Source organism: Diaminobutyricibacter sp. McL0608 (genome assembly GCF_039613825.1).
Lineage (GTDB): Bacteria > Actinomycetota > Actinomycetes > Actinomycetales > Microbacteriaceae > Diaminobutyricibacter.
Window position 1 is genome coordinate 3,171,346 of sequence record NZ_CP154826.1, and the last position, 22,849, is coordinate 3,194,194.

At 67.4% G+C, this 22,849-nt stretch carries 24 protein-coding genes; 14 read left to right on the forward strand and 10 right to left on the reverse strand.

The window, feature by feature from the left end; all coding sequences use genetic code 11:
- Positions 1–121 precede the first annotated feature (121 nt).
- From AAYO93_RS15190 to AAYO93_RS15230, 9 genes are all read left to right on the forward strand, one after another.
- Positions 122–1,180: an ABC transporter substrate-binding protein gene (locus AAYO93_RS15190; protein ID WP_345761998.1), complete on the forward strand. Its 1,059-nt coding sequence runs from the start codon at positions 122–124 to the stop codon at positions 1,178–1,180.
- Positions 1,177–1,962, forward strand: coding sequence for an ABC transporter ATP-binding protein (locus tag AAYO93_RS15195; protein ID WP_345761999.1), 786 nt, complete (start codon positions 1,177–1,179; stop codon positions 1,960–1,962). The genes AAYO93_RS15190 and AAYO93_RS15195 overlap by 4 nt, the downstream gene beginning before the upstream one ends.
- The gene (locus tag AAYO93_RS15200) at positions 1,955–2,821 is read left to right on the forward strand and encodes an ABC transporter permease (protein ID WP_345762000.1); all 867 of its coding nucleotides are present in this window, start codon (positions 1,955–1,957) and stop codon (positions 2,819–2,821) included. Before AAYO93_RS15195 ends, AAYO93_RS15200 begins: the two co-directional genes overlap by 8 nt.
- 43 nt (positions 2,822–2,864) lie before the next feature.
- Entirely contained in the window at positions 2,865–3,326 is a 462-nt protein-coding gene (locus tag AAYO93_RS15205; protein ID WP_345762001.1) for an RrF2 family transcriptional regulator, read from the forward strand.
- Positions 3,327–3,422: 96 nt separating this feature from the next.
- On the forward strand, positions 3,423–4,193 hold the full coding sequence (locus AAYO93_RS15210) for a 3'(2'),5'-bisphosphate nucleotidase CysQ (RefSeq protein ID WP_345762002.1): 771 nt from the start codon (positions 3,423–3,425) through the stop codon (positions 4,191–4,193).
- Positions 4,190–5,110, forward strand: a complete 921-nt coding sequence (cysD, locus tag AAYO93_RS15215) for a sulfate adenylyltransferase subunit CysD (protein WP_345762003.1) — start codon at positions 4,190–4,192, stop codon at positions 5,108–5,110. Before AAYO93_RS15210 ends, cysD begins: the two co-directional genes overlap by 4 nt.
- Entirely contained in the window at positions 5,110–6,354 is a 1,245-nt protein-coding gene (gene cysN / locus AAYO93_RS15220; RefSeq protein WP_345762004.1) for a sulfate adenylyltransferase subunit CysN, read from the forward strand. The genes cysD and cysN overlap by 1 nt, the downstream gene beginning before the upstream one ends.
- A 39-nt stretch (positions 6,355–6,393) precedes the next feature.
- Positions 6,394–7,311, forward strand: a complete 918-nt coding sequence (locus AAYO93_RS15225; protein ID WP_345762005.1) for a sulfotransferase domain-containing protein — start codon at positions 6,394–6,396, stop codon at positions 7,309–7,311.
- Positions 7,302–8,240, forward strand: a complete 939-nt coding sequence (locus tag AAYO93_RS15230; RefSeq protein ID WP_345762006.1) for a phosphotransferase — start codon at positions 7,302–7,304, stop codon at positions 8,238–8,240. Before AAYO93_RS15225 ends, AAYO93_RS15230 begins: the two co-directional genes overlap by 10 nt.
- Here AAYO93_RS15230 and AAYO93_RS15235 read toward each other — a convergent pair.
- The 4 genes from AAYO93_RS15235 to AAYO93_RS15250 form a co-directional block, all read right to left on the reverse strand.
- Positions 8,225–9,985, reverse strand: coding sequence for a glycoside hydrolase family 35 protein (locus AAYO93_RS15235; protein ID WP_345762007.1), 1,761 nt, complete (start codon positions 9,983–9,985; stop codon positions 8,225–8,227). The two genes, AAYO93_RS15230 and AAYO93_RS15235, sit on opposite strands and share 16 nt — an antisense overlap.
- Positions 9,986–10,078: 93 nt before the next feature.
- Complete coding sequence (locus AAYO93_RS15240) at positions 10,079–11,428, reverse strand: ABC transporter substrate-binding protein (protein ID WP_345762008.1); 1,350 nt, start codon at positions 11,426–11,428, stop codon at positions 10,079–10,081.
- A 79-nt stretch (positions 11,429–11,507) separates the two neighbouring features.
- On the reverse strand, positions 11,508–12,443 hold the full coding sequence (locus AAYO93_RS15245) for a carbohydrate ABC transporter permease (RefSeq protein ID WP_345762009.1): 936 nt from the start codon (positions 12,441–12,443) through the stop codon (positions 11,508–11,510).
- Position 12,444: 1 nt separating this feature from the next.
- Positions 12,445–13,359, reverse strand: coding sequence for a carbohydrate ABC transporter permease (locus AAYO93_RS15250; RefSeq protein ID WP_345762010.1), 915 nt, complete (start codon positions 13,357–13,359; stop codon positions 12,445–12,447).
- A gap of 107 nt (positions 13,360–13,466) precedes the next feature.
- Between AAYO93_RS15250 and AAYO93_RS15255 the strand changes: the two genes are divergently transcribed.
- The 4 genes from AAYO93_RS15255 to AAYO93_RS15270 all read left to right on the forward strand — a co-directional run bounded on the left by AAYO93_RS15255 (position 13,467) and on the right by AAYO93_RS15270 (position 17,880).
- Positions 13,467–14,498: a LacI family DNA-binding transcriptional regulator gene (locus tag AAYO93_RS15255; RefSeq protein ID WP_345762011.1), complete on the forward strand. Its 1,032-nt coding sequence runs from the start codon at positions 13,467–13,469 to the stop codon at positions 14,496–14,498.
- Between the two features lie 152 nt (positions 14,499–14,650).
- Entirely contained in the window at positions 14,651–16,147 is a 1,497-nt protein-coding gene (locus AAYO93_RS15260; protein ID WP_345762012.1) for an APC family permease, read from the forward strand.
- Between the two features lie 109 nt (positions 16,148–16,256).
- Positions 16,257–16,817, forward strand: coding sequence for a cysteine hydrolase family protein (locus tag AAYO93_RS15265; RefSeq protein ID WP_345762013.1), 561 nt, complete (start codon positions 16,257–16,259; stop codon positions 16,815–16,817).
- Between the two features lie 112 nt (positions 16,818–16,929).
- Positions 16,930–17,880 carry a D-2-hydroxyacid dehydrogenase family protein gene (locus AAYO93_RS15270; RefSeq protein WP_345762014.1) on the forward strand — a complete coding sequence of 317 codons (951 nt, stop codon included), beginning with the start codon at positions 16,930–16,932 and terminating at the stop codon, positions 17,878–17,880.
- A gap of 6 nt (positions 17,881–17,886) precedes the next feature.
- On the opposite strand, the gene AAYO93_RS15275 is transcribed toward AAYO93_RS15270, so the two are convergent.
- Complete coding sequence (locus AAYO93_RS15275) at positions 17,887–18,450, reverse strand: ArsR/SmtB family transcription factor (RefSeq protein WP_345762015.1); 564 nt, start codon at positions 18,448–18,450, stop codon at positions 17,887–17,889.
- A 74-nt stretch (positions 18,451–18,524) separates the two neighbouring features.
- Between AAYO93_RS15275 and AAYO93_RS15280 the strand changes: the two genes are divergently transcribed.
- On the forward strand, positions 18,525–19,802 hold the full coding sequence (locus tag AAYO93_RS15280) for an MFS transporter (RefSeq protein WP_345762016.1): 1,278 nt from the start codon (positions 18,525–18,527) through the stop codon (positions 19,800–19,802).
- A gap of 48 nt (positions 19,803–19,850) precedes the next feature.
- On the opposite strand, the gene AAYO93_RS15285 is transcribed toward AAYO93_RS15280, so the two are convergent.
- From AAYO93_RS15285 to AAYO93_RS15305, 5 genes are all read right to left on the reverse strand, one after another.
- A complete protein-coding gene (locus AAYO93_RS15285) occupies positions 19,851–20,375 on the reverse strand; it encodes a DUF4231 domain-containing protein (protein WP_345762017.1) in 525 nt (174 codons plus the stop codon).
- A gap of 94 nt (positions 20,376–20,469) precedes the next feature.
- A complete protein-coding gene (locus tag AAYO93_RS15290) occupies positions 20,470–21,231 on the reverse strand; it encodes a DUF899 domain-containing protein (RefSeq protein WP_345762018.1) in 762 nt (253 codons plus the stop codon).
- Between the two features lie 32 nt (positions 21,232–21,263).
- Positions 21,264–21,914, reverse strand: coding sequence for a DUF2182 domain-containing protein (locus AAYO93_RS15295; RefSeq protein WP_345762019.1), 651 nt, complete (start codon positions 21,912–21,914; stop codon positions 21,264–21,266).
- A 19-nt stretch (positions 21,915–21,933) separates the two neighbouring features.
- Positions 21,934–22,392, reverse strand: a complete 459-nt coding sequence (locus AAYO93_RS15300; protein ID WP_345762020.1) for an SRPBCC family protein — start codon at positions 22,390–22,392, stop codon at positions 21,934–21,936.
- Positions 22,389–22,814: an ArsR/SmtB family transcription factor gene (locus AAYO93_RS15305; protein WP_345762021.1), complete on the reverse strand. Its 426-nt coding sequence runs from the start codon at positions 22,812–22,814 to the stop codon at positions 22,389–22,391. The genes AAYO93_RS15300 and AAYO93_RS15305 overlap by 4 nt, the downstream gene beginning before the upstream one ends.
- Positions 22,815–22,849 lie beyond the last annotated feature (35 nt).

Genomic DNA, 22,849 nt, shown 5'->3' on the forward strand with positions numbered 1-22,849 from the left:
CTGGGATACTCGATCAAATACGTCGGATATGTCGGAAATACCGGATAAGTCGAAAATAGCGCACCCGGGCCTGCACCTGGAGGGCCAGGAACCAGGAATCACAGCCAAGAGGAGAGTGACCATGATTCGTCGCATCATCGCCGTCGCCGGCGTTCTCGCCGTCGCCGTTACGCTCGGGGGTTGCAGCACCGCCGCCGGCACCGGCACCAACGCCGAGCCGGCCTCGCAGAACCTGCCGACCGAACTGCGGTTCGGCTACTTCCCCAACTTCACCCACGCTCCGGCGATCATCGCCCTCGAGAAGGGCTACCTGCAGAAGGAGCTCGGCAAGGGAGTGAAGGTGACCCCCGTCACCTTCAACGCCGGCCCGGCCGCCATCGAGGCACTCTTCGGCAACGCCGTCGACATTACCCTCGCCGGCCCCAACCCGACGATCACCGGGTACACCAAGAGCCACGGCGAGGCCCTCAAGGTCGTCGCAGGGGCAGCATCCGGAGGCGCCGGCCTGGTCGTCCGCCAGGGGATCAACTCCCCGGCCGATCTGAAAGGCAAGACCATCGCGACCCCGTCACTCGGCAACACCCAGGATGTCGCTCTCCGCTACTGGCTGAAGCAGCAGGGGTTCAACACGACGACCGAGGGCGGCGGCGACGTCCACATCATGCCCGAGGACAACGCGACCGCACTGCAGGCCTTCATCCAGGGCAAGCTCGACGGCGCGTGGGTTCCCCAGCCGTGGGTGACCCAGATGGTCGAACAGGGTCACGGCACCGAACTGGTCAACGAGGCCAGCCTCTGGCCGAGCGGAAAGTTCGTGGTGACGAACACGGTCGCCTCGACGGCGTTCCTGAAGAAGTATCCGGATGCGGTGAAAGCGGTGATCGCGGCCGAACTGGACGCCATCGACTTCATCAAGGCGCACCCGAAGGACGCAGCCACGATCGTGAACGACCAGATCAAGGCGATCACCGGCAGCCAGACCGACCCCAAGGTGCTCGAGACGGCGTGGAACGACGTGACATTCACCATCGATCCCCTTCCGGCGACGCTCCTCGCCTCGGCCGCGCACGCGCACTCGGTCGGCCTTCTCGACACCGTGAAGCTCGACGGCCTGTACGACCTGAAGCCGCTCAACTCCCTGCTCGAGAAGCGTGGGGAGAAGGCGATCCCCACACCATGACACTCATCGACCGGCCGGTCTCATCCGGCACGACGGGGGCCGTCGACGCGATCAGGATCGATGGCCTCACGAAACGCTTCGGCCGCCGTGGCCACGAGACCACGGCACTCCAGGACATCTCGATCTCGGTCAGGGAGCACGAATTCCTCTGCGTGGTCGGGCGCTCAGGATGCGGGAAGAGCACACTGCTCAACCTCATAGCCGGCCTCGACGCGGCGGATGCGGGGACGATCGAGCTGGGGGCCCGCCGCGTCGGGGTCATGTTCCAGGAGTCGAGCCTGTTCCCGTGGCTGACGGTCGGAGGGAACATCCAGCTCGCGCTGAGGCTCTCGGGGGTTCCTCGGTCCGACCGTCGGGCGAGGACCGAGGAACTGCTCGAGGCCGTCCAGCTGGGCGGGACCATGAAGAAGCGTCCGCACGAGCTCTCAGGCGGGATGCGGCAGCGCGTCGCACTGGCCAGGACCCTGGCACAGGAGTGCCAGATCCTCCTGATGGACGAACCGTTCGCAGCACTCGACGCGATCACCCGGGATGCGATGCACGAGCTGACCGAGCGGATCTGGGCCGAACGCGGTCTCACCGTGGTCTTCGTCACGCACAACGTGCGGGAAGCCGCACGCCTGGCCGACCGGGTGATCGTCATGAAGCCGTCGCCTGGTCGCATCGGAGGCGAGGAGAGGATCGACATCCCCCGTCCCCGCCGCATGGAGGACCTCCTCACCGCAGAGGCCGCCGCCGAACTCCACGACCTGCTCCACAGCCAGGAGGTGTCTGATGAGTGATCGAGCCCTGCGCGCGTCGACCGTCGGCCTTGCGCCCGCCACATTCCACGAGGGCGGCGACGGGTTGTCGCGCTGGAGCAGGCGCATCTGGCGCCGCGTCTGGCCGCCGCTCCTCGCCGTGCTCATCGTCCTCCTCGTGTGGGAGCTGGTCGTGCTCAGCGGCTGGCGTCCCGATTACGTGCTCCCCGGCCCGCTGACGGTCGGCCAGACGTTCGTCGGCGAACTCGTCGACCCGAAGTTCTGGAGCGCTCTCGGCACGACGCTCAACCGGGCGATGATCGGCTTCGCGGTCGCCATCGTGATCGGGACGGCCCTCGGGCTCGCCGTGTCCCGCTCCCGAATCCTCCGTTCCGCGATCGGATCGCTGATCACCGGCCTCCAGACCATGCCGTCGATCGCCTGGTTCCCGCTGGCGATCCTGTTGTTCGGCCTCACCGAGCAGGCGATCCTGTTCGTGGTCGTCATCGGCGCGGCTCCGTCGATCGCGAACGGCTTCGTCTCCGGCGTGGACGACGTCCCGCCACAGCTGGTGCGGGTCGCGAAAGTTCTCGGTGCGCGTGGCCTCGGGCTGTACCGTTCTGTGATGATCCCGTCCGCGATGCCGCAGTACGTCTCGGGCCTCAAGCAGGGCTGGGCATTCGCCTGGCGCAGCCTGATGGCGGGCGAACTGCTGGTGATCATCGCATCCCGGCCTTCGCTCGGAGTCCAGCTCCAGTTCTTCCGCGAATTCGCCAACGCACCGGGGCTGATCGCGATCATGATCGTGATCCTGCTCGTCGGCGTCATCGTCGACGGCGTCTTCAGCGCGATCGCGAACGGAGTCCGCTCTCGCCGTGGCATGGGGGTCGTGCGAATATAGTTCAAACGAACGCAAGTCCCAGGACTGTGGAGGGGGGCGCACCGTGCAGGTCAACGCTCGCGTGGACTACGCCCTCAGGGCTGTCGTCCAGATCGCGAGCGCGGGCACGGACGGCGGCGTGACCACGAAGCGCGAGTTGTCGACGTCCCAGCACATCCCGGCCCGCTTCCTCGAGAACATCCTTCTCCAGTTGGTGCGCTCCGGCATCCTCATCGCGACGCGTGGGTCGCAGGGAGGCTACTCCCTCGGCCGACCCGCGGCCGAGATCAGTGTGGCGGATGTCGTGCGCGCGATCGACGGTCCGCTGGCCGGTGTTCGCGGCGCACCGCCGGAACAGATCGACTACCCGGAGACATCCCGCAGTGTGCAGGCGATCTGGATCGCGTTGCGGGCCAGCATGCGAACGGTGCTCGAGGGCACGTCGGTCGAAGCGCTGGTCACCGGCGACCTGCCTGACGTCGCAGAAGAACTGCTCGGTCGTCCGGGCGCCTGGGAACGCCGGTGAGGCCCGCCCCCATCCGGTCACCCAGATGGGGGTCTATGTCCGCTGCGCGCCCTGTGACAGAGTCAACGGCACACCTTGTCCGCAGGAGGGCACCTCTTGCCGAGAGCTGACGTGATTGCCGATACCCGATACGCTGCCGACCTCGCTCAGGGGGCCGGCGCGGCCATCGTGCGCCTGCGCGCCGAGCCCGATCACGGCTCGCTGACCGACGTCGAACGCAAAGCGCTCGGGGATGCGACCGGGCAGGCCTACCTCAACGACCGTCTGCGTGCTGAACGCCCCGACGACGCGATCCTCTCCGAGGAGGCCGCGGATTCCGCAGCGCGGCTCGACTCCCACCGGGTCTGGATCATCGATCCGCTGGACGGTACGCGAGAGTTCGCCGAAGGCCGCGACGACTGGGCCGTGCACGTCGCCCTCTGGAACGACGGTGAACTCGTCGCCGGCGCCGTCGCACTACCAGGGATCGGGACTGTGCTCGCGAGCGACGACCCGCCCGTATCATTCGCGCAGCCTGAGCGCATCCGCCTCGCCGTGTCGCGGAGCCGGCCTCCGGCGCTCGTCGACTACCTCGCCGAGGCGCTCGACGCGGAACTCGTACCGATGGGCTCCGCGGGCTACAAGGTCTCGGCGGTGGTTCGGGGCGCGGCCGACGCCTACGTGCACGCCGGCGGCCAGTACGAATGGGACTCGGCGGCCCCGGTCGCCGTCGCGCGCAATGCGGGTCTCTTCACCAGCCGCATCGACGGAGCACCGCTCGAATACAACCAGGCGAACCCCTACCTTCCCGATCTCGTGGTGTGCAACCCGGGCATCGCAGACCTGATCCTGTCCACCATCCGCAGATACGAGGAGGAGAACGCGTGAAGGAGCCCGACGACATCCCGCGGTACGGCCTCAGCCAGCTCGATTACCTCGAGTCCGAGGCGATCTTCATCATCCGTGAAGTGGCCGCCGAGAACGAGCATCCCGCACTGCTCTTCTCCGGCGGCAAAGACTCGATAGTGATGCTGCACCTGGCGGTGAAGGCGTTCGCGCCGGGGCCGATCCCCTTCCCGGTGGTGCACATCGACACGGGGCACAACTTCGTCGAGGTGCTCGACTTCCGCGACCAGCTCGTCGAAGAACTGGGCGTCGAACTCGTGATCGGCTCGGTCCAGGACGCGATCGACACCGGTCTCATCAAGGAGCCCGCCGGGCGTTCCCGCAACCGCGCCCAGACGCCGGTCCTGCTTCACACGGCCGAGACCCACGGGTTCACCGCCCTCCTCGGAGGTGCGCGACGCGACGAGGAGAAGGCCAGGGCGAAGGAGCGGGTCTTCTCGTTCCGCGACGAGTTCGGTCAGTGGGACCCGAAGGATCAGCGGCCCGAGCTGTGGTCGCTGTACAACGCGCGGATCAACCCCGGTGAGAGCATCCGGGTGTTCCCCGTCTCCAACTGGACCGAGCTCGACATCTGGGAGTACATCGCGCGCGAAGGGATCGAAGTTCCGTCGATCTACTACGCGCACGAACGCGAGGTGTTCGTGCGCAATTCGATGATCTTCGCCGTAGACCAGCACCTGCAGCCGGGCGAAGGAGAAGAAGTCTTCACCGCCCGTGTGCGGTACCGCACGGTCGGCGACGCGACACTGACTGCCGCGGTCGAATCGGATGCGGACACGGCTGAGAAGGTCGCCGTCGAGGTCGCAGCCTCCCGCATCACCGAACGCGGGGCGACCCGCGGCGACGACAAGGTCAGCGAAGCGGCCATGGAGGATCGCAAGAAGGAGGGGTACTTCTAGTGGACATCCTGCGATTTGCCACGGCCGGGTCGGTGGACGACGGCAAGAGCACCCTCATCGGGCGCCTGCTGTACGACTCGAAGTCGATCTTCTCCGACCAGCTCGACGCGGTCGAGCGCACCAGCCGCCAGCGCGGCGACCAGTACACAGACCTCGCCCTGCTCACCGACGGCCTGCGCGCCGAGCGGGAACAGGGGATCACGATCGACGTCGCGTACCGCTACTTCGCAACCCGGCGACGCAAGTTCATCATCGCCGACACCCCCGGGCACATTCAGTACACCCGCAACATGGTGACCGGGGCATCGACGGCCGACCTGGCGATCATCCTCGTGGACGCGCGCAAGGGCATCCTCGAGCAGAGCCGCAGGCACGCGACCATCGTGTCGCTGCTGCGGGTGCCGCACGTCGTGCTCGCCATCAACAAGATGGACCTGGTCGACTGGTCGGAAGACGTCTACGAGTCGATCCGCAAAGAGTTCCTCGAATTCTCGGCGCGGCTCGACTTCACCGACGTCACGGTCATCCCGCTGTCCGCACTGGAAGGCGACAACGTGGTGCACCGCTCCGAGAACATGCGGTGGTACGAGGGCCCGTCGCTCCTCCACCACCTGGAGCACGTGTACATCGCGGCCGACCGGAACCTCGTGGACGTCCGTTTCCCGGTGCAGTACGTCATCCGGCCCCAGAACGGGCGCGGCGACTACCGCGCGTTCGCCGGCCAGGTGGTCGGCGGCGTCCTGAAGCCCGGCGACGACGTCGTGGTGCTCCCCAGCGGTCTGCCCACACGCATCCAGGGCATCGACACGGCTGACGGCGAGGTCTCCGAGGCGTTCGCCCCGATGTCGGTCACGATCAGGCTCGAAGACGAAGTCGACGTCTCGCGCGGCGACATGATCTGTCGCCCCCGCAACCAGCCGACCGTCACGCAGGACATCGACGCGATGATCTGCTGGATGGACGACGCAGCGCTCCGGCCCGGCCAGAAGTATGCGATCAAGCACACGACGAGGGTGGTTCGTGCGCTCGTCAAGGAGATCCAGTACGAGCTCAACATCAACACCCTGCACCGCACACAGGACGTGACGAGCCTGGGGCTCAACGCGATCGGACGCGTGAGACTGCGCGCCATGCAGCCCCTCCTCGTCGACCCCTACCGGCGCAACCGCCAGACCGGCGGATTCATCATCATCGACGAGGTCACCAACCGCACTGTCGGCGCCGGAGTGATCACCGAGAACTGACCCGACGACCCCACCACGACGCGACGAGGAAGGTCCAGCATGTACGCTCCGGCACCACCCGGCTCGAACACCCGCGGCATCCGCGAGACCGTGAAGCGCGCGGGGAGCGGAGCATTCCGCGTTTACGGCTCACTCACCGCCTCGGGCAGGCCGGACCCCGAATTCCTGCTGATCGGCACCAAACGCGGGGGCACGACCTCGCTCTACTACGACATCCTCAAGCAGCCGCAGGTCATTCCACTGTTCCCGTCGGCGCGTTACCTGCCCAAGGCGAACGACACCAAGGGCATCCACTTCTTCGACACGAACTATCAGCGCGGCGAACGCTGGTACCGCTCCAACCTGCCGACCAGGGCCGCACGACGCCGGGCGGAGAACCGGCTCGGTAAACCCGTGGTCGTGGGTGAGGCGTCGCCTTACTACCTCTTCCACCCGCTCGCCGCCGAACGGGCGGCGGCCATGGTGCCGGATGCCAAACTGATCCTCCTGCTGCGCGACCCGGTCATGCGCACCTACTCCCATTGGAAGGAACGGCGCCGCAACAACGCCGAACCGCTCGACTTCCTCGACGCGCTCGACGCGGAGGACTCGCGTCTCGCCGGCGAACAGGAACGGATGCTCGCTGAGCCGGGCTACTACAGCTACGCGCACGAGCAGCAGTCGTATGCGACGCAGAGCCGCTACATCATTCCCCTCCGGCGCTGGGTCGAACTCTTCGGGATCGACAACGTGCTCGTCATCGCCAGCGAGGACTACTACGCCGATCCGGGCGCGGCGGTCGAGGGGGTCGCCCGGTACCTCGGGATCGACTATTCGCCACTCACCGCCCCCGAGCATCGGAACGCCGCCGCGGGCGAGGCACTCGACCCTGCCGTGCAGAAGATGCTGTCCGAGCGGTTCGCCCCCGATACGAAGGAGCTCGAAGAGCTCATCGGGCGGAAGCTCCCGTGGGTGTGACGGAGACGTATTCCCGGGAGAGCATCCGTTTTCCGCCTTCCGGCTTCGTCTGGGTTCCGCGCGCCGGACGACGAGAAGCCGCTGCCGGCCTGTCCATGTATTCGCCGTGCGCGCCCCTGGTGGTGCTGGCTCAGCGCGCCCTCTATGCGGCGGTGAGGGCAGTCGGGCCGTGGGTGATGCCCGGCCCGCGGGCGAGCTGGGCCGAGCCGGCGGGCGATGCCTGGGATGCACTGTGCGCCGCCTGGCGAGCGACGCTGGGCGAGTGGGATGCTGTGGCGCTCTACCATCGGCCCGACCAGGGTCGCACGGGGTTCGCCCTGCTCCTTCTGAGGGAGGGCCGGCCGCTCGCATTCGTGCGGGTGACGACCGACCCGTCGCGGACCGAACGGGAGTTCGCGGTCCTCGCCGGGCTGCACGCGGCAGCACCCCGTTCGTTCGTCACTGCCGCTCCGATCGCACACGGGGAGGTCGACGGCTGGGGCTGGCTCGCCACCGAATCGGTGCCCAACTACCCGCTCGGAGCGCTCCGCCGCGCCGAAACCCGTCACACGATCGCCGGCGAGATCGGCACCGTCCTGACCGGGATACTGGAACGTCCGGCGGGCACACCTGAGCACTGGATCGCCTGCCATGGCGACTTCTCCCCCTGGAACCTGCGAACGAGCATCCGCGGAACCGTGTGGGTGATCGACTGGGAGGACGCCGCCTGGGCGCCTCCTGGGGTCGACCTCCTCTACGGGGACCTCACGGCGCACACGACGTTCGGCAGCCCCCTGCCCGCGCAGACGAGTGCGGAAGCGGCCGAGTGGGTCGGTGCGATCCTCAGCGCCCGGCTGACCGCGGGCGAGGACCGGTCATCGATCAACAACCGTCTGCTCGCCGCGCTCGCACAGGTACCGCGAGACCAGGAGCACTACTCCTCGCAGTGACCGAGCTCGGGCCGTGAGACGAAGCGGATCGCGGGGGACGACCCGGCGTCGAGTTCCAGGATCGTGACCTCGTTGACGCCGGCGCGCACGACCGGTCGGGGCACGTAGAGGGTACGCTGCGGGCCCCGCGACCAGTAGCGGCCGAGCGCGAAGCCGTTGACCCAGGCGACGCCCTTCCCCCAGCCGGAGGTGTCCAGGAAGAGGTCCGCCGCTTCGTCGAGCGTGAACTCGCCACGTGCGAAGGCCGGACCCGCGAGGCCGCCGTAGACGGGATCGCCCGAATCGAGCGCCTCCGTGATCTCGGCGAAGCGGCCGAGATCGAGTGGCAGCACAGCCCAGGGCCCGAGGTCGGATCCGCCGAGCCGGCCGGCGCCGATCAGGCCTTTGGCCTCGCCGATGCGATTTCCGTAGTCGACGCGGCCGAGGTCCTCCACAAGCAGTCGGAGGGTGCCCGCGCCTGCCGGCACAGTGATGGCGCGCTCGTGATGGTCGCGGGCCAGCACGCCGACCCTGGTGTCGCCGACGAACACGGTCGCGCGGTCGCGCACTTCGGACACATCGAGGACTGCCGGTGCGGCGGGTTCGATCGGAGTGGCGTAGACGGCGAGCGGGCCGAAGTGGCCGACCGCGTCGAAGCTGGGGAGCGCATCCGCCGACACCCAGTCGCCGAGGCGGTCCTCCACAGCGTGAAGGGGGACCGTGGTCGTCAGCGACGCTGTGAGCTCGGGCGCAAGGGACGCGAGTGCCGGCCGCTCGGCGGGAACCGGCGCATGACGGGCGATCACCTCACGGAACGCCCAGAACTTCTCGGTGGGGTTCCCCGCCTCGTCGAGCGGGGCGTCATAGTCGTAACTGGTCACGATCGGCTTGTAGATGCCCTTGTCGTTCGCGCCGTTCGTGAACCCGAAATTGGTTCCGCCGTGGAACATGTACAGGTTGACGGATGCACCGGCCCCGAGCAGGTCGTCGAGATCCGCGGCCGTCTGCGCGGCATCCGTGACGTGGTGGTGGCCGCCCCAGCTGTCGAACCAGCCGTTCCAGAACTCGGAGCACATCAGCGGCCCGGTCGGCTGGTGCCGGCGGAGAGCTTCGAGCCGCTCGGTGGAGCGCGAGCCGAAGGATGCGGTCTTCAGCACCCCCGGCAGCGACCCGTTCTCGAGCATGTCGTCCTGGGGCTGGTCGACCGTGGTCAACGGAACGGTGATCCCGGCGGACCGGGTGATCGCCGCAAGCTTCCCGAGGTAGCCGGTGTCGTGGCCGTAGGCGCCGTACTCGTTCTCGACCTGCACGAGGATGACCGGTCCCGACTGCGAGACCTGGCGGGGCTCGACGATCGCGAGAGTGCGTTCGAGGAAGCGCTCGACGGCCGCCATGAAGTGCGGCTCGTCACGGCGCACGCCGACTGCGGGGTCGGCGAAGAGCCACGCGGGGAATCCGCCGTTGTCCCACTCCGCACAGATGTACGGGCCCGGCCGCACGATGGCGCGCATCCCTTCAGCGGCCACGGTGTCGAGGAAGCGCTCCAGGTCTGCGCCCCCCGACCAGTTCCACTCGCCCGGCTTCGGCTCGTGCAGGTTCCACGGAACGTACGTCTCGACCGTGTTCAGCCCCATCAGCCGCGCCTTGCGGATGCGGTCGGCCCACAGGTCGGGGTGGACGCGGAAGTAGTGGATCGCGCCCGAGATGATCTGGAACGGCTGACCGTCGAGCAGGAACTGGTCGCCGGCGATCTCGAACGTGGACATCGGATTCTCTCCTGGGTGTGGCTGGATGGTGATGGATGCGCTGAGCGCGTGGTGGCCGGCCCCGGGATACGAGGCCGGCCACCTGCGTCGCTGCTACTTCGACGTGACGCTGAAGCCCTGCTGGTTGCCGTAGTCGACGAGCGACTTCTGCCACGCCTGCAGGCCGGTGTTCAGGTCGCCGTTGCTGGAATACGACTGCCCGACGGTGTCACCGAAGATGCTGTTCGCGTAGACCTGGTAAGGCAGGTACTGCCAGCCCGTCTGCACGTCCTTCGCACCCTGCACGAGCACCTCGTTGATCTTCTGGCCGCCGAAGTAGTCGGGGGCCGAAGCGAGGAAGTCGCTCGAGTTGAGGTCCTTCGTGGTCGACGGGAAGCCGCCGGACGCGAGGAACACCTTGATCGACTCGGGGTCGTTGTTGAGCCACTTCAGGAACCCCGCGGCGAGCGCCGGGTTCTTGCTCTGCTTCATGACGACCTGGGCGCCGCCGCCGTTCTCGGAGTTGGTCGCGGTGCCGTCATACGTCGGCGTGGGCGCGACCCGCCAGTCTCCGGAGGCGTCCTTGACGCTCGACTCGAGCACACCGGGCATCCAGGCGCCGGTCACGAGGGTCGCGATCGTCCCGTTGCCGAGGGCCTTGAACCAGTCGTCGCTCCAGCCCGGGATGGTCGACAGCAGCTTGCCCTGGACCAGCTGGTTCCAGCTGCTCGTCCACTTCTTGGTGCCGTCGTCCTGCAGGTTGACGCTGACCTTGGAACCGGAGGCGCTGAATGGCCGCCCACCCGCCTGCCAGATCATGCTGGTCGCGAAGCCGGGGTCGCCCGAGTCACTGGTGATGTACTTGGTGGGGTCGGCCGCGTGCAGCTTCTTCGCGTCGGCCACGTACTCGTCCCAGGTCTTCGGCACGGTGAGCCCGTACTTGTCGAAGACCGCCTTGTTGTAGAAAAGCGCCATGGGGCCCGAGTCCTGCGGCAGGCCGACGAGCTGACCGCCCACGTTGACTGCGTTCCACGGGCCGGGCGTGTAGTCGCTCTTCAGTGAGTCGAAACCGTACTGCTTGAGGTCGACGAGCGCCTTGCCGAGCGCGAACTGCGAGATGGCGTAGTACTCGACCTGCGCGACATCGGGCGCACCCGAGCCGGCCTTGACCGCGTTCTGCAGCTTGGTGTACTCGGTCGTGTTCGTTCCGGCGTTGACGAGCTTGACGTGGACCTTCGGGTACGCCTTCTCGAACGCCGCGACCTGGGCCTCGGCGGACGGGGTCCATGACCAGTACGTGATCGTCCCGCCCTTCTTCAGTGCGGCCTCGACATCGGATGCGCTGCTGGATGACGTCGTCGAGCCGCTCGAGCAGGCGACGAGGCTCGCTCCGAGCATGGCGCTTGCGACCAGCGCCGTAGCGACTCGGCGTGTGATGGCGGCCGAGCGTGTGGTGCTCTTCATGCTGTTCCTTTCACTTCTTCGGGATGAGGACGGGCAGGACGCCCTGGGAGGGGTGGTGGGAATCAGGCAGTGTCTCCCGTCACTGCTTGACGCTTCCGGCGCTCAACCCCGACTGCCAGAACCGCTGCAGGAAGAGGAAGGCGACGACGATGGGGATGATCGTGAGCAGCGAGCCGGTGATGACCAGGTTGTAGATCGGCTGGGCCGCGACGCCGGTCGCCTGGGCGCTCCACTGGCTGAGACCGACGGTGAGCGGATACCAGGTGGGGTCGCTGAGCATGATCAGGGGGAGGAAGTAATTGTTCCAGGTGGCGACGATCGCGAACAGCAGCACCGTGACGATGCCGGGCGTGAGGAGCCGGAGCGAGATCGTGAAGAAGGTGCGGAATTCGCCGGCCCCGTCCATCCGCGCCGCTTCAAGGAGTTCGGTGGGGACCGCATCCACCGCGTACGTCCAGACCAGATAGAGGCCGAAGGGGCTGATGAGGGAGGGCAGGATGACCGCCCAGGGCGTGTTGGTCAGCCCGACCTGGCTGAAGAGCAGGAAGGTGGGCACGGCGAGGGCGGTGCCCGGAACAGCGACGGCGCCCAGGATCACCGCGAAGACGGCGCGCTTGCCGGGGAAGCGGTATTTGGCGAGACCGTATCCGGCGACGGTCGCGAGGATCGTCGCTCCGCCGGCACCGGCGACGACGTAGAGCAGGGTGTTGCCGAACCACTGCACGAAGATCCCGTTGCGGTAGGTCAGCGTATCGGCGATGTTCTGGAACAGGTTGAACCCGTCGCCGAACCAGAGCCCGAACGACGAGAAGAGGTCCGGCTGGGTCTTGGTCGCGTTGATGATGAGCCACGCGAGCGGAACGAGTGCGTAGAGGACGAACAGCACCATGACGATGGTGAGGACGATCGACTTGCGCTCGCGGCGCGAACGAGGTGTGCTCGAGGCGCCCGCTCGGCGGGGACGGAGGGCGGACGGGCGCTGCTGCTTCGCCGCGGGAGGGGTGAGGGTCGCCATGTCAGCGGTTCTCCTGTCTCGTACCGCGCAGCTGCACGATGTAGGCGATGACCGCCGTGATGACACCCATCACGATCGCGACCGTCGCGGCGTAGTTGAACTGCTGGCCGGCGAACGAGAGGTTGTAGGCGTACATGTTCGGTGTGTAGTAGCTGGTGATGGCGTTCGGGGCCAGCACCTTGAGCAGGTTCGGCTCGTTGAACAGCTGGAAGCTGCCGATGATCGAGAAGATCGTCGCGATGACGATCGCGCCGCGCAGGGCGGGGAACTTGATGCTGAACACGGTGCGGAATGCCCCGGCGCCGTCGATCTCCGCGGCCTCGTACAGGTCGGTCGGGATGACCCGCAGGGCGGCGTAGAAGATGAGCATGTTGTAGCCCATGAACTCCCAGGTGACGATGTTGCCGATGGAGGCGAGGATCCACCCGGGAGCCAGCGGCGCGAGATGGGTTCCGAGAAGGCTGTTGACGCCGGCGGTGAGACCGAACTGGTCGCCGTAGATGAAGCCCCAGATGAGCGTAGCCACGACTGCAGGCACCGCGTAGGGGAGGAAGATCGCGATGCGGAAGAAGGCGGCGCCGTGCAGCCGGGCACTGTCGAGTGCGAGAGCTGCGGTCAGCGAGAGCGCCAGCATGATCGGGACCTGAACCAGGAGGAACAGGGTCACCCGGCCGAAGGACTCCCAGAACTTCGGGTCGCTGAGGACCTTCAGGTAGTTGTCGAAGCCGACGAAGTGGTTGCCGCCGATGAGCTGCTCGCGGAACAGGCTGAGGTAGAGGGCGTACACGACGGGGGCGATGATCATCGCGATGAAGACGATCATGAACGGGGCCACGAATGCCCAGCCGCGCCAGTCGCGTCGCTGGCGTCGCAGGCTGCGGCTCGCACTCGGCGTTCGGAGTGACGTCGTCGTCATGGATCGCTTCCTTGTCGGTGTTCGGGCGGATGTTTACGTCAACATCTGCTCAGGTAACATAGCATGTTGACGTCAACATGCAACACTGCGATCGAATGAGGACAGCAATGACGCAAGCTCCGCCGGCGCGCAGCCGCCCCGCGCGCGGCCCCTCGATGGCCGACGTCGCCGAGCACGCGGGCGTCTCGACGCAGACGGTATCCCGCGTGGCGAACGGCCTGACGAACGTCGAAGCGGCCACCCGCGACCGCGTGCTCCATGCTATGCAGGTTCTCGGCTACCGGCCCAACAAGGCCGCCCGTGCCCTGCGATCGGGGCACTTCCGCAGCATCGGCGTCATCATGTTCACCCTCTCGTCCTTCGGCAACATGCGCACGCTCGACGCCATCGCGATCTCGGCCGCACGCGCCGGCTACTCGCTCACGCTGATCCCCGTCGAACGTCCGACCCAGGCGGACGTCAGCGTCGCCTTCGCCCGGCTTCTCGAACAGGCCGTCGACGGCGTGGTCATCGTCATCGAGGCGCACATCGTCGACCAGGCCGACGTCGAGCTTCCGCCCGGGCTTCCGGTCGTGGTCATCGACTCGTCCGAACGCGCCGACTACCCGGTCGTCGACACCGACCAGGCCCAGGGCGCATCCCTCGCCACCCAGCACCTGCTCGACCTCGGACACCCCACGGTGTGGCATGTCGCGGGGCCAGACTCGTCCTACTCGGCCGCGCGGCGAGAGGAATCCTGGCGACAGACGCTGGAGGCCGCGGGTGTATCCGTTCCCCCGGCGTTCCGCGGCGACTGGTCCACCGCATCCGGCTACCGGGTGGGGCTCGAGATCGCCGACCAGCCCGAGATCACGGCCGTCTTCGCTGCCAACGACCAGATGGCGCTCGGCATCCTTCGCGCCCTGCACGAACGGGGTCGCCGGGTGCCGGAGGACGTGAGCGTCGTCGGCTTCGACGACATGGCCGAATCGGACTCGTTCTGGCCGCCCCTGACCACGGTGCACCAGGATTTCGATGTGGTCGGGCACCGCAGCATCGACCTCCTCCTCGCCGAGATCGAAGAGGGTCCGGCTACGCCCGACACCTCGCTCGTCCCGACGCGACTGGTCGTGAGATCGAGCACCGCCGCACCCGCCTGACACGACGGAATCCATCGGATATTTCAGATACGTCTTCGGATCACGCGGCTGTCGTCCGCGAAAGCGACAGATTCCGTCGTAATTCGAGTTGTTCTCACCCGGCCAACACTGCTAACGTCAGCGCAGGTATCGGCAACGAAGCAGGAGAACCAATGACCCGGACAGACGCAACGGCGCGACCGTCACAGGACGGCCCGTCGGGCGAGCACACCCACGACCTGAAGGCTGACGGCGTCAGCGCTGCCGGTTCGGTCGTCATGGCGGTCGCAGGAAGCGCACCCGCCTACTCGATCGCGGCGACGACCGCCACCCTCGTCGCCGCAGCAGGGCTCGCCAGCCCCGCGGCCCTCCTCTGGTGCGGCCTTCCGATGCTCGGAATCGCTTGGGCCTTCGCCTACCTGGGACGCGCCGATGTGAACGCGGGAGCCGCCTACTCCTGGGTGGGCCGCGCGCTGCACCCCATCCTCGGCTTCCTGTCGGGCTGGGCTCTCGTCATCTCGGCCACGATCTTCATGGTCGCGGGCGCACTGCCCGCCGGTGTCATGACTGTCGCCCTGTTCGGCGGAGACCAGAACAACGTGCCGCTCGTGACCGGGGTCGGCGCCATCTGGTTCCTCATCATGGCCGCCTGTGTCCTCGTCGGCGTGCAGATCACCGCCCGCGCGCAGTGGATCATGTCGACCATCGAGGTCGGCATCCTGGCCGTGTTCGCGATCGTCGCGATCATCCGCGCCGCGACCGGCACCCACGCCGGCCCGTCGTTCTCGTGGGACTGGCTGAGCTTCGCGCACTTCACCGGACCCCAAGCCTTCATCGGGGCCGCGCTCGTCGCCGCCTTCTACTACTGGGGCTGGGACGTCTCGTCCAACCTCAACGAAGAGACCAAGAACGGCCACAAGAACGCCGGCCTCGGCGGGATCATCGGCGTCATCATCGTCTTCGTCCTCTTCGAGGTCTTCACCATCGCCACCCTGGTGATGCTGCCGGCCAAGACCATCGAGGAGAACAGCGGCAACATCCTGGGTGCGCTCGGCCAGGTCATCTGGCCCGGAGTGGGCGGCAACATCCTGGTCATCGCGGTCGTCCTCTCGACGATCGCCACCCTCGAGACCACGCTCATCCAGGTCACCCGCTCCCTCTTCGCCATGGGCCGCGACAACACCATCCCCGCCGCCTTCGGACGCACCCACAAGAAGTGGAAGACGCCCGCCTTCGCGACCCTCGTCGTCACCGGTGTCTCGCTGGTGCTGTTCATCGGCTCCAACTTCCTCGGCAGCGTCTACGGCATCCTCCAGAACGCGATCCTGTCGATCGGCCTCCAGATCGCGTTCTACTACGCGCTCGCCGGCATCGCCGTCGTGGTGGCGTACCGCAAGATCATCTTCAAGTCGGTGAAGAACTTCATCTTCATCGGCCTGTGGCCGGCCATCGGAGCGATCTTCATGGTCGTGGTCTTCGTCGCGTCCATCCCCAACAGTGACCCCATCGTGATCGTCATCGGCATCGGAACGCTCGCGCTCGGAATCGTGCCGATCATCATCTACTGGAAGAAGGGCGCAGGGTACTTCCAACGCAAGCCGCTCGAACTGCCGGACGAGCTCGACGTCAAGGCGCCCGAGAACATCGACGAGCGTCCGCCCGTCGCGTAAGAACCACCCAGCTGCCCGAAACGGAAGTGGCCCCAGAATGATCTCGGGGCCACTTTCGTTTTCGCCCGGCGCCCACACGACACGAAGACCTGAACGACAGGAGTGAGCGGTGACCCGACTACTGGTGATCGTCGACATCCAGAACGACTACTTCCCCGGCGGCGCGTACCCGCTGGTCGGCCCCGAAGCGGCCGCCGAACGCGCGGGAGCGCTGCTCGCGCATTTCCGGGCGAGCGGCGCACCGATCGTGCACGTGCAGCACGTGTGGGATGCGCCGGATGCGACATTCATGCGCCCAGGAACGTACGGCGTCGAGATCAACGATGCCGTCGCACCGCTCGCCGATGAGCCCGTCGTGCTCAAGGCGTCGCCCAACTCGTTCCTCGGCACCGACCTCGAGCACCGCATCCGCGACGCCGCCGTCGGGGACGTCGTGATCGTCGGAATGATGACGAGCATGTGCGTGGACTCGACCGTGCGCGCGGCCGCCGACCTCGGGTTCGCGGTGACCGTCGCAGCCGACGCCTGCGCCGCACCCGACCTCGAGTTCGGCGACACGCTCATCCCGGGCGATGTCGTGCACGCCGCGTTCCTGGCCGCCCTCGGCGGCAGTTTCGCGACCGTGACGACCGTCGACGACCTGACCCAGCACGCGACCGCGGACGCCTAGCGCCCCTGGGTGGCGTGCCTCCATCGATTCGCCAGAGATCGACGCCCACCGCAGGCTTCCTGGTCGATCCGTGGCGAACGGATGCTCGGAGGCGGCGGCGTAGTCTGGCGCCATGTCCATCACGGTGACGATTCTCGACGACTACCAGGATGTGGCGCTCGCGATGGCCGACTGGTCGGCGATCCCGGATGCGCGGCTCGACGTCGTCAACGAGCACATCGCCGGCGCCGACGCTCTCGTCGAGCGACTGGCCAGCAGCGATGTGGTCGTCGCGATGCGCGAACGCACGCCGTTCCCGGCTGCGGTGCTGCGCCGGCTGACCTCGACCCGGCTCCTCGTGACCACCGGGATGTCCAACCCGTCGATCGACCTCGCGGCCGCAGGGGAGGCGGGCATCGCCGTGGCCGGCACCCGCGCCAGCGGCTCGGCGGTTCCCGAGCTGACGATGGGGATGATCATCGCGCTCACCAGGCACATCGCGGAAGAGGATGCCGCAGTGCGCGCAGGCGGATGGCAGCACACGATCGGTCCTGGGCTGGCCGGACGCACCCTGGGAATCGTCGGGCTGGGCCGCCTCGGCGTCCCTGTGGCGGGACTCGCGCAGGCGTTCCAGCTGGACGTGATCGCGTGGAGCCCGAACCTCACGGCGGAGCGCGCAGAGCCGCACGGGGTCACCGTGGTCTCGAAAGAGGAGCTGTTCATCCGGTCGGACATCGTCACGATCCACATGCCACTGAGCGATCGCAGCCGGGGGCTGATCGGTGCGGAAGAGCTGAGCCTCCTGGGTCCGGCGTCATACCTGGTCAACACGTCGCGTGGCCCGATCGTCGATGAGGCCGCCCTGGTGGATGCGCTGCGTTCCGGCGCGATCGCCGGCGCCGCACTCGACGTCTACGACGAGGAGCCGCTTCCCTCCGACCATCCGCTCCGCACGCTGCCGAACACCCTGCTTCTGCCGCACATCGGGTACGTCACGACCGACGGCTACCGCATCTTCTACGGTGACGCCGTGGAAGACATCGTCGCGTTCCTCGCAGGCACTCCCGTACGCGTACTGACCTAGCCGCCGCTATTCCGCTAGGCGGTGGAGCACGAACAGGCCTCCGTGCATGGGCTGGTCCATCCGCTCGTGCTCGGTGAGCACGTACTCGTCGAGGATGGCGACGATGCGCAGGTCGAGCTCCTCGAGCTGCGCGGGCGACAGGTGCAGGGCGAAACGCTCGAAGGTCTCGACGGCGCCGGGGCCGGCCTCGCGCAGTTCCTCCTGGAACGCCTCGATCGGCGGAAGGTAGCGGTCCTCCCCGTTGCCGCCGAGCGGATCGTTCAGCCACCACGACTGGCCGGTCGACCGGTACGGCTTCTCGAGTGCGCCGCTCGGCCCGGTGCGGACCGGTGCGGGCAGCAGCAGCCCCGCATCCACGAGTTTGCGCACGTGGTAGAGCACCGTTCCCGGGTCCTGGTCGAGCCGATCGGCGAGCTCTTTGTTGGTCAGTTCGTGCTGTGAACAGAGCCGCAGGATGCGCGCACGCAGCGGATGCGACAGCGCCTTGGCCTCGCTGACGGTCGCCTCCCGTCGCCGGTCGCGCGGGTCGACCGCGAGCCCCGCGGGCGTCCCATTCTGAGTGTCCGTCACCTCTTCATGATAGCCAATGATCGAGATTCTTCCATCACCTTGAGTTTTCTCAATCGATGTGCAATTCTCCATAGGTGACCAGTTCCAACCCAGCCGAGACCACGGACACGGGAGCCTCCGAGGGCGGGTCCGCAGCGAAGCTCGGCGGCTCCTTCTGGCGACTCTGGTGGGCCGACGGGCTCTCCAACCTCGCCGACGGCATCCTCAAGGTGGCACTGCCCCTGATCGCCCTCGAACTCACGCGCAGCCCGACGCTGATCGCCGGCCTCGCCTTCGCGTTCACCCTCCCCTGGCTGCTCTTCGCTCTTCCGGCCGGCGCACTCGCCGACCGAATCGACCGCCGCCGTGCGATGCTCGGCGCGAACATCGCACGTGCGGCCATCGTCGGGGTGATCGCTCTCGGGTCCGCGTTCGGCTTCGGCTCGATCTGGATCCTCTACATCGGCGCGTTCACCGTCGGAATGGCCGAGACCCTCTACGACACGTCGGCGCAGTCGATCCTGCCCCAGGTCGTCAGACGCGAGGTGCTTCCTCGCGCGAACTCCCGTCTCTATGTCGCAGAGACGGTGTCCAACCAGTTCCTCGGGCCGCCGCTCGGCGGGCTGCTCGCGGCCGCCGGAGCTGCCGTGGCCCTCGCCACACCGGCCGGACTGTGGCTCGTGGCGATCGGCGCCCTACTGCTCATGCGCGGCTCGTTCAAGGTCGAGAGGACCGGGCGCACGACCATGCGCGCCGACATCGCCGAAGGCCTGCGGTTCCTCTGGAGGCACACCGTGCTGCGGGTCCTCGCGATCATGACCGGCGTGTTCAACCTCTCCTCCAACGCGGCCTTCGCGGTCTTCGTGCTCTACGCCGTCGGTCCTGAGTCGCCGATGAAGCTCACCGAGCCGCAGTACGGCATCCTGCTGACCAGCTTTGCGATCGGCAGTGTCATCGGATCGTTCATGGCGGTCCCTCTCGAACGCCGCCTGGGCCGGGCGCGCACGATCGCGATCTCGATGATCGGTCCCGCTCTCACGGTCGGTGTTCCCGCGCTGACCACCAATGTGTTCGCCATCGGCGGGGCGTTCTTCGTCGGCGGCATGACGGTCATGATGTGGAACATCATCGTCGTCTCGTTCCGCCAGCGCGCGACGCCGGACCGCCTGCTCGGGCGCGTCAACAGCGCGTACCGCCTCGTCGCCTGGGGCACGATGCCTGTCGGTGCGGCCATCGGAGGGGTGCTCGCCCAGTGGCTCGGCGTGACCGCCGTGTTCGGCATCATGACCGCGGTCGTGCTCTCGATGTTCTTCTTCCTGTTCGTGGTGACGGACGCACGGATGAATGCCGCGGAGGCGCATCCGACCGACTGAACGCGCGCAGCCCAGTCAGGAGCGCGCAGCGCCTCAACCCGAGCGCAGTCACGCCTGGTGCGCGCCGCTCCCGGGCTGGCCGCTCTCGCTCGCCTGCGACGACTTCGCCCACGAGGTCGTCTCACTGGTCGCCAGCGCCTCGACCCGCTCGACGAGCAGCGGGACCGGATCCGTGGTCGCGTAGTCGCCGGCCCGCGCGGCGAACAGGCTCCGCTGCGAGGCGATCGAGCTGGCCGTGATCCGGTAGCGGATCCAGTTGTCGTGCCACTGGAACAACTGCTGCGCGCCCTCGAGCACGACGATCGTCGCGCCCAGACTGGCGGTCAGCCAGGTCGGCGCGCTGACCGCGACGGCGACCGGCACACCGGCAGCGAGCACCAGCTGCACGACCTTGACCGTCAGGTACCAGACGCGCGAGTAGCCGGCGTGCCGCTGGTACCAGGCGAGCTGGGAGGTGATGCGCGCTTCCGAGATCGACGACGGCTCGAGCTCCTGCGGCTCCGCGGTCGGGCCGGGACCGGGCGACGCCGACGACGCCGGCAACGGGATGATCGGGGGTTCGGTTGCAGCCATGGGACATCCTCCGTCCGAGCCGCCGGAGCTGACACGCGCATCCGTGCGGATGGCGAAACCTTAGTGTCCGCGAGGTCGCGACCGCAATGGTGGACTACTGCGCGTATTCGTCGTGCCGGCGCCACCAGAAGCCGGGCTCGTTGCGTCCGAGCGGAGCCCGGTCGAGCCATGGGTACATGCCCCAGAGCGCGTCGACGCCGCGTTCATACGTCGAGTACGTGTGGTAGACGACGCCGTCCTCGAGCACGAACGCGCTCATCCCCGGCCCCTCGCGACGGTAGGTCTCCCAGTCGGTCCCCACCTTCGCCGCCAGTTCGTCATACCAGGCCCGGCCCGCGTCGTCCGGCGGACGCAGGTCGATGGTGCGGTAGTTGTAGTCCACCTCGCCCGCGCGCCACTCCTCCTGTGTATGGGAGGTGTGGAAATCGAAATTGAAGTCGCTCCCGAACGACGACGCCCACGGGAACGTCCACCCCATCCGCTCCCTGTACGCCTGCAGCTTGGGCAGGGGCGCCCGCGAGACGGCGAAGAATGAGATGTCGTGGTTCTCGAGGTGCACGACGGAGCCGTTGAACCCGTCCGCGATCGCCGAGCACGATGGGCAGCCGGCGTCATAGTCCGGTCCGAACATGAAGTGGTAGACGATCAGTTGGGAGCGTCCCCGGAAGAGATCGGCGAGGGATGCGGTCCCGCCGTCGGTCTCGAAACGGTACTCCTTGTCGATGCGCACCCAGGGCAGCTCCTGCCGCCGACGGGCCAGCTCGTCGCCGCGGTGGGTCAGCGCCTTCTCTTCGGCGAGCAGCTCCAGGCGTTCTGCGAGCCACTCCTCACGCGTTGCGGTCCTGTGCTCGGTCATGGTCGTCTCCTTCATCCAGATCAGGTCGTTCGTCACATCGACGGAATGAGCCCTGGGACCGCTGCCGGTGCGACGACGATCAGCACACCGAGTGCGACGATCGCCACAGCGACGGGGATGTCGATCGCGAGCCGGGGCGGAACCAGCTTCTGTGCGACGACCACGGCCGCGATCACGAACATCCACGGAATGCTCATCACGCTCAGCGTCACCAGCAGGAGCATCAACCCGATGCTCGATCCGACGCAGTACAGTCCGAACACGATGCCCGAGCGGATGCCGTCCCGGCACCGCGTGCGGAATCGCCGCTTGAGCGGGGTCAGCTCGTACACGCCCGCCGCGACCGCCACCAGGCCGGCGACCAGCGTCGTATGCGGCCGGTAGAGCGCGTAGACGAGGAGGCCGACGACGGTCCAGACGGCGAGGTAGCTGACGATGAACGCAGGCACCGCGCCGGCGTGACCGCTCGCCTCGGCGCTGCGAACGACCGCTGGGGCTGCGCCGGGCAGCATCATCGCCGCCATCATCGCGATCCACAGCGGAACGAAGAAGGCGAGGGGTCCGAGCCGGGTCGAGACACCCATGTCCATGCCGTTCGCCTGCCATAGCGTGACCGCCCACGCTGCGGCAGCCAGGCCGAGGGTGACGGTCAGCGCGGTCGTGCGGAGTCGTATGGTGTTCATCCCATCCTCCTGCGGTTCCTCAGGCGCGCGGGCTGACGCTGCGCGCAACGGCAAGCTGGTCGAGCGCTTCGAGACAGACGACCCAGCCGCCCGAGTGGGCGTCCCACGCGCGACGGGTCTGCAGGCCCTCGTGGGTCACGGCGACCTCGGTGCCGGCGTCGACCTCGGTGAAGTCGACGGTCACTGTGGTCTCCCTGCCGTCCGTGTTGGGCGACCACCAGGTGAACGACAGCCGGCGCGGACGGTCGATGACGAGATAGGTGCCACGGTGCGGGAGCGACTGCGACGGCGTGTGCACCATGACGGTGAACTCTCCGCCCACGCGTGGATCGGTACTGGCTTCGGCGTGCGTGACGGGACCAGCGGTCATCCACGTCGCGAAGCTGTCGGCGTCGGTCCAGGCGTCGAAGATCACTTCGGCCGGGGCTGCGATGACGCGCTTGACGATGAGTGGGCTGGTCGGAGTGAACTGGGTCATGCGGATGCTCCCTTGTCAGTCGGGGTTGCGGCGGTCGGGGTTGCGGCGGTCGGGGTTGCGGCGGTCGGGGTTGGGGCGGCGCCTTCGGCAGCGGCGAGGGTTCCTGTCACGAAGTGATCGAGGGATGCGAGACGGTCGGTCCAGAAGGCCCGGTAGTACTCGATCCAGTCGGCTGCCTCGGCCATCGGCGCTGCGTTGAGCGACAGCATGTGGGTGCGACCCTGCACGGATCGCCGCACCAGCCCGGCCTGTTCGAGCACACGGACATGCTTGGAGACCGAGTTGAGCGAGATCGAGAAGTGGCGGGCCACATCCGTGACCCGTTCATCCGACGCCGAGAGGCGGGTCAGGATCTCACGCCGGGTCGGATCGGAGATCGCTCCGAACACCCGATCGAGAGTCTGTGTCTGATATTCACCCATATGGGTGAATATACGCCGATGGTGCACAGCTGGCA

Excerpts from the sequence above, each read along its gene's own strand:
- AAYO93_RS15190 (WP_345761998.1), top strand. The coding sequence starts at position 122 with ATGATTCGTCGCATCATCGCCGTCGCCGGCGTTCTCGCCGTCGCCGTT.
- AAYO93_RS15195 (WP_345761999.1), top strand. The coding sequence starts at position 1,177 with ATGACACTCATCGACCGGCCGGTCTCATCCGGCACGACGGGGGCCGTC.
- AAYO93_RS15200 (WP_345762000.1), top strand. The coding sequence starts at position 1,955 with ATGAGTGATCGAGCCCTGCGCGCGTCGACCGTCGGCCTTGCGCCCGCC.
- AAYO93_RS15225 (WP_345762005.1), top strand. The coding sequence starts at position 6,394 with ATGTACGCTCCGGCACCACCCGGCTCGAACACCCGCGGCATCCGCGAG.
- AAYO93_RS15235 (WP_345762007.1), bottom strand. The coding sequence starts at position 9,985 with ATGTCCACGTTCGAGATCGCCGGCGACCAGTTCCTGCTCGACGGTCAG.
- AAYO93_RS15240 (WP_345762008.1), bottom strand. The coding sequence starts at position 11,428 with ATGAAGAGCACCACACGCTCGGCCGCCATCACACGCCGAGTCGCTACG.
- AAYO93_RS15245 (WP_345762009.1), bottom strand. The coding sequence starts at position 12,443 with ATGGCGACCCTCACCCCTCCCGCGGCGAAGCAGCAGCGCCCGTCCGCC.
- AAYO93_RS15250 (WP_345762010.1), bottom strand. The coding sequence starts at position 13,359 with ATGACGACGACGTCACTCCGAACGCCGAGTGCGAGCCGCAGCCTGCGA.
- AAYO93_RS15255 (WP_345762011.1), top strand. The coding sequence starts at position 13,467 with ATGACGCAAGCTCCGCCGGCGCGCAGCCGCCCCGCGCGCGGCCCCTCG.
- AAYO93_RS15260 (WP_345762012.1), top strand. The coding sequence starts at position 14,651 with ATGACCCGGACAGACGCAACGGCGCGACCGTCACAGGACGGCCCGTCG.
- AAYO93_RS15270 (WP_345762014.1), top strand. The coding sequence starts at position 16,930 with ATGTCCATCACGGTGACGATTCTCGACGACTACCAGGATGTGGCGCTC.
- AAYO93_RS15285 (WP_345762017.1), bottom strand. The coding sequence starts at position 20,375 with ATGGCTGCAACCGAACCCCCGATCATCCCGTTGCCGGCGTCGTCGGCG.
- AAYO93_RS15290 (WP_345762018.1), bottom strand. The coding sequence starts at position 21,231 with ATGACCGAGCACAGGACCGCAACGCGTGAGGAGTGGCTCGCAGAACGC.
- AAYO93_RS15295 (WP_345762019.1), bottom strand. The coding sequence starts at position 21,914 with ATGAACACCATACGACTCCGCACGACCGCGCTGACCGTCACCCTCGGC.
- AAYO93_RS15300 (WP_345762020.1), bottom strand. The coding sequence starts at position 22,392 with ATGACCCAGTTCACTCCGACCAGCCCACTCATCGTCAAGCGCGTCATC.
- AAYO93_RS15305 (WP_345762021.1), bottom strand. The coding sequence starts at position 22,814 with ATGGGTGAATATCAGACACAGACTCTCGATCGGGTGTTCGGAGCGATC.